At 29.7% G+C, this 5534-nt stretch carries 7 protein-coding genes and 1 pseudogene; 1 reads left to right on the top strand and 7 read right to left on the bottom strand.

All coding sequences use genetic code 11. The annotated features are described in order from the left end of the window. A pseudogene (locus G525_RS0117615) lies at positions 1 to 207 on the top strand (IS110 family transposase); the annotation flags it as partial. Between the two features lie 165 nt (positions 208 to 372). Here the strand turns inward: G525_RS0117615 and G525_RS0117620 are convergent. The 7 genes from G525_RS0117620 to G525_RS0117655 all read right to left on the bottom strand — a co-directional run. Beyond that, positions 373 to 1170, bottom strand: coding sequence for a hypothetical protein (locus tag G525_RS0117620; protein ID WP_027127312.1), 798 nt, complete (start codon positions 1168 to 1170; stop codon positions 373 to 375). A 204-nt stretch (positions 1171 to 1374) separates the two neighbouring features. Then, on the bottom strand, positions 1375 to 1623 hold the full coding sequence (locus G525_RS0117625) for a hypothetical protein (protein ID WP_027127313.1): 249 nt from the start codon (positions 1621 to 1623) through the stop codon (positions 1375 to 1377). 471 nt (positions 1624 to 2094) lie between these two features. After that, entirely contained in the window at positions 2095 to 3249 is a 1155-nt protein-coding gene (locus G525_RS0117635; protein WP_027127314.1) for a hypothetical protein, read from the bottom strand. Between the two features lie 167 nt (positions 3250 to 3416). Continuing rightward, positions 3417 to 3890, bottom strand: a complete 474-nt coding sequence (locus G525_RS0117640; protein WP_027127315.1) for an HAD domain-containing protein — start codon at positions 3888 to 3890, stop codon at positions 3417 to 3419. A 17-nt stretch (positions 3891 to 3907) separates the two neighbouring features. After that, positions 3908 to 4291, bottom strand: a complete 384-nt coding sequence (locus tag G525_RS0117645; protein WP_027127316.1) for a hypothetical protein — start codon at positions 4289 to 4291, stop codon at positions 3908 to 3910. Between the two features lie 156 nt (positions 4292 to 4447). Then, the gene (locus tag G525_RS21935; protein WP_051210009.1) at positions 4448 to 5197 is read right to left on the bottom strand and encodes a hypothetical protein; all 750 of its coding nucleotides are present in this window, start codon (positions 5195 to 5197) and stop codon (positions 4448 to 4450) included. Between the two features lie 54 nt (positions 5198 to 5251). Continuing rightward, a partial coding sequence (locus G525_RS0117655; RefSeq protein WP_027127317.1) for an integrase core domain-containing protein occupies positions 5252 to 5534 on the bottom strand: 283 nt, incomplete at its 5' end.

Genomic DNA, 5534 nt, shown 5'->3' on the forward strand with positions numbered 1-5534 from the left:
CGTAACCTGTTGTTCCTTTGTGCTTTCAATGCCTGTAAGTACAACAAAGCGTGCCGCGAGATATATGAGCGAATCGTAAACAAGGGTAAGAGTAAAAAATTGGCGCTTATTGCAGTAGCCAATAAGTTATTGAAACAGTGTTTTGCAATCGTGAAATCTGGTTTACCGTACGATGATGCCCATGTGTCAGTGTTAAATATTAATTAATCGGACTCATCAACTTAGGTGCTGATTATTGATTGTTGGATTGAAAATAAAACGACGAAGGAGCTTTATTCCACTTCAACAATGCCAGGACCCATTTGTCAAATTTAATGGAGAAAAGCCTTGTTTTTTGCCTCAGTTCTTTGTTGGCAACTGTATTTTTTAATTTTAACTTCCTATTTTTCCATATCTTTGGTAATCAGAAAAATATAATACAATTATCTTTCCGTTTTTTAAATATGGATAGAATAATTCATATTTTCCGTCACTTGCACTAAATCTAACTTTATCAAGATTTTTAAAAAACACATTATCTAAATATTCTCTTTCTTCTTTTGTAGTCTTTAGTATAAAGTCTTTTTTCTTTGGTTGGATTGAGTCGTTCAATTCTCCATAATAGCTTCTAAACCCTAAAAAAACTTTTGATTTGTCAATGTTATCATTTACAATTACTGAAACAAATGGGAAATGTTTATCGGTCTTTGAATAAATGTCAAGTATTTCTTCTGTGTCAATAATCCAGTTTTCTTTGAAAGAGTAATTCAATAATCTGTCTGATTTTTCTACATTATTTTCGATAATTGATTTAGCTGAAGAAATGAGCATTTTTTCTTTCTTTTCAGTTGTTAAATAATCTCCACCAAATAGAAGTATAAAAATTATAGGAAAGCTAATTCCAAAAATTATTCCTATTTTTTTATTCATTTTTTTCGGAATATTTAGGTCGTCTTGATTATGTTTTTCTGCAATTCTTGTCAAATTAAACATTACATTTATTATTAAAGAACCAGCCATTAAAGCTAAAATTCCGACAATACTCAAATAAAATGTTTCAGTAATATTTTCTCTAAATACTTTAAATCCAAATACTGTTATTGATATAAAAACAAATACCCAATACACCAATAATATTATCGAAATTATTCCAATAATGTTACTAACTTTAACTAAAAATTTATTATTCATTTCCTCTTTGAGTTTTTTTTCGTTTATATAGTTGCCAACGTTTTTGTGTATGATTAGTTGCGTGTTTTAAGCACTAAAGTTAGTAAATAAATCACAGATAAAAGGTCCGCGAGGACTTTCGTAAATTGGCTAAAACCAAGCAATTAATTATACACGGTGTTGGCATTTCGTTGTTTTTATTCCGCTATATTTTTAGTTCTTATATTATTTCAGATATAGTTCTTTAAAATACTCAATGTGTTTTCCTGGAATTATCATTTTCCAAATATCTTTTTTAGGAATTACATTTTTGTCCGACAGTCTTTTTCCATCTATATAAGTTCTAAAAATTAATAAATAGAAAAATAAAAGTCCCACAAAATATGTAGAATTTATAGATTCGGTTTTGTTCAGCCAAATTATAATTGCAAGTGGCGTTAAAATTGTCAAGTAATAAATAAAGATGTTTTTCATATTCTACTTTTTAGTTTTCAATTCCGATTGAGTGAGCAATTCCGCAATCTGCTATATTCCGCATTCAATTCGGGTTTTAGTTTTCAATTCAGTTTTCAATTCCACAAACGAGTTAAATTCAGATGTTGAATTTATGTTCATTCGGATTTTTTATATTCTGTATGTTCAATTCAGTCAGATTTGAGTCATTCGCATATTTTTCAATTTCCGATTTAATGTCTTTTAAATTACTCATAATTGTCGTTTTTAACGGTTCTGCTCAATGAATGCCAACGTTTTTGTATATGAAACGTAGCGTGTAAAAGGACTCTTGCTTTTCGGATTAAACACGAGCCGAATTTTTAAATTTTCTTTTTATCTTTATTTTATTAAAAGCTAAATTTAAAAATTTGGCGGTCTTTGCAAATACACTCAAACCTCTCGGAAAGCCTGTAATAGCTATGTTTTATATACGTTGTTGGCGGTAGTTTTTTATTCCGCATTTTGTTCAATCAGTTTATCTATTTCGTCCTGAATTGGTTTTGGGTCAAATAAGCCTGTTCCAATTTGAATTGCTTTTTTATAAAATGGAATTATGTATTTCGGATAGCTTCTTTTCTTAAATACGTTCTCTTCATCTTCCATTTTCTTTTGTCTTAAAGCTCCGAATTTTAGTAATAAATTAGTTGCTCTGGCAATTTCATTTGCGTCTTTGCGGTCAGATATTTTTTCTACCAAGTTGTAAAATTCTACATCGCTTTGATGTATGTCATCTTTGTTTTCGTAACGAGTAAGTTGCTCTCCAATTTCAACAGTTTCTACATTTGGCATATTGAATCTAATATTATGACCTTCATACATATCATATTCTTCATTATACCAAATTCCCGAATCGTGCCATTTTCCAAAAAATTGGATTGAATTTTTAATCTTAAAACCTTTCAAACCGTCATCATCTCCAAATATCGTAATCTTCGAAGGGTTTGGGAAGTTTCCAATTACTTCTTTGTCAGTTTTGTAGCTTGCGAAAGATTCTAAATATAGTTCTCTAAAAGTTTCAAAGAACACGATTATATTTTCAACTTTTGGATATAGAAATTCATTAACATTAAAAGATGAAATTCCAAGTCGTTCTATGAAAATTGGTTCTGAATCGTGCATAATATAATCTTCATCTGTTAAAGCATACGCAGAATGGAAAAAAGTATTTCTAATTTCCTTATGATGATTATCATTAAAAAATGAGATTATATTTGGTTTGTCTGCATCGTGTAATAGTTCGAGTAGTGCTTCTTGTTTTTCTCCTATTCCTAAAAGTCGTTCGTATTTATTTGTTTTCCAAAAGAGATAAGATGAACCTTTATAACCGAGTTTTACTTTGGAAAGACTTCCAATGATGTTATAAAAGTCACTATTTTCAAAGAATGTAGAGTATAATAATGTTGCAATTCGGGTTTTTTCCTTTAACTCGTGTGAGTTATATAGTTTCTTGTAAAATTCAATTGCGTCAAACCATTCGTAAAGATTGGACATAAGTTTATGAGTGCCCATTCCTCTATAGTTCATTAAAGTCAGTACAAAATCGAATTCGCTTTTTTGTTTCGCTTCTTCGAATAAAGATTTTAAATCATTTATGACATTTTCCATTGAATTTCGAATGTTTCTTTAAATTACCGCCAACGCTTACGTATAAGAGCAGTAGCGGATAAAAACACACTACTTTTCTGATTGTAATATACTTAATTAAAATAAAATAGCGATTCGAGTTATTACCCAAACCGCTATTGCTTTTATACAATGTTGTGCAATGCTTTTTATGTCGCTAATTGATATTTCGATTTCTCAATCTTATCTATAGCTTCATCTGCTAAATAATCTGTTAATCCAACAGAGCCACTTGTTTGTATTAATTTATCCTTTAAAAACTCTGGCAATGCATTTAAAGACTTATCATCATCTATTATAATGAATCTACCCTTTGAATGTTTAGCATTAAACCAATGAATTAGTTCATCCTTTCTGTTCAAATGACTTGTGTTCTTTGGAAGTCTCGTTATTTTATTCACATTGATATTCCTTCGTCTGAATATATTTTTCCATTCTTCCAAAGTATATTTATGCTTGTGAGATGTAGTCAATACAATATCCGCACTTGAATTAGAAATAATTCTATCAAGCGACCGAACAGCCTTTGAACTAAACTCAGGAAAACCATCTTCTAATATTATTGGTCTTCTCCAAGAGTTAGCAGGAACCATTACTCCGTCTATGTCTAAATACAATAACATATTACAAATGTATTAAATTATTTTGTCATTTCAATTATTTTCTCTATAGATATGTTGTTGAATTCAGCATCCAATTCATTTAAACGCTTAATTTTTTCCTCGGTATCCCATTCTTCTTCAACAAATTCAACTTCCATCCAATCATATTCAATTGTTGCACTTGTCTTAGATGATTTGGCTTCGTCAAGCTTAATGTTTGCTAGTAAAGAACTTACATATCTATGATGACCATCAATGATTAATGTGTCACATACTTTAATATCATCAAATTTTAGTCCATTTATCATTTTTTTATAAATTCTATTAATTATGGGAAGACAAAGTTTGTTATGAGTTGTTATTAAAACAGTCTCAGATTCTTTAATTGCTTTTAAAATTATTTCTTTATTTATATTCTCCATTTTGATTTTCAAAGTTTTGCACAACGGTTTTGTGTATGATTAGTGGCGTGTTTAAGCACTTAATTTAGTAAATAAAAACCGAATAGAAAGTCCGCGAGGACTTTCGTAAGTAGGTGAGAACCAGCCATTAATTATACACGTTGTTAGCCACAGTACTTATTTCCACCAAATTGATATTCCATCAAATTTTGCTTTGCTCGGAATTTTCGATTTGTCAATTCCATTTCCATTCCACCAACCATCTTGAAGTTCGGTTTTCTTAATAGAAAACCAAGCATTAATATGATTAACATCTATCACAATATGTTCCATATCAGGCGAAATTTTGTCGGTAGAATAAAACTTTGCTAAATCTCCAAAAGTTGAATTTAAACCAATCTTTTCTGTTGTTTTAAATCTTTTGTCTAAAATTAAAATTCGATTGATTTTCGAGTTTGTATTTCCGCTTTGTTTTGGCGTTAAAACCAATATTTTTTTTCCGTTAGAGTCATAAATTTCATAATCGTCATAAGTGTCGTCTGCAAATTCTCCATATCCGACTTTTTTCTTAATTTGTGCTTTCGGGATTGTGTTATAAACATCAGAAATAGACATTCCTTTAGAGAAAATTCCAACTCGATTTTCTGAAATGTGAAAATTGTCAAAAGTATAACCAGTTTGTTTTTTAATTGGTTTTGCTTTTTCTTCCGATTTTATTGCAGTTTTTTCGGTTTCTTTCGGTTTTTCAATTTCCTTTGGGTTACTTATTTCAACTTCTTTAGAATCAGATTTTTGTTCCTTTTTTGTCAGTTCTAATTCTCTCTGCAAAAGTTCATTTTCCTTTTCAAGTAATTGTTTTTCCGTTTTTGAATTTGAATTACAACTTACTAAAAATGTAATTAAAATGGCTCCTAAAATTTTCTTCATAGTTCTGTTTTCGTATGTCTCGTCCTAAAATATGGCTACAGGTTAAAATTGAATTTACGCTGATAATTTATATACCATATTAGGTGTTTTATAGTCTAAAGATAAGTGTAATCTTATTTCGTTGTATAAATTAATTGCATTTTTTGCAGCTCGCTTTGCGTGCGCTACGTTATCAAAGGTTTGGTCTAGATAAAATTCATCTTTTAAGATACCGTTTACACGTTCTGCCATTGCATTTTCGTAACAATGATTTTCTTCTGTCATACTAATATCTATCTTTTTTCTTTTGAGTATTTGTGTGTATTGATTGCTACAATATTGTATTCCTCTGTCTGAA

It is taken from the genome of Gelidibacter mesophilus DSM 14095 (assembly GCF_000423005.1).
Taxonomy (GTDB): domain Bacteria; phylum Bacteroidota; class Bacteroidia; order Flavobacteriales; family Flavobacteriaceae; genus Gelidibacter; species Gelidibacter mesophilus.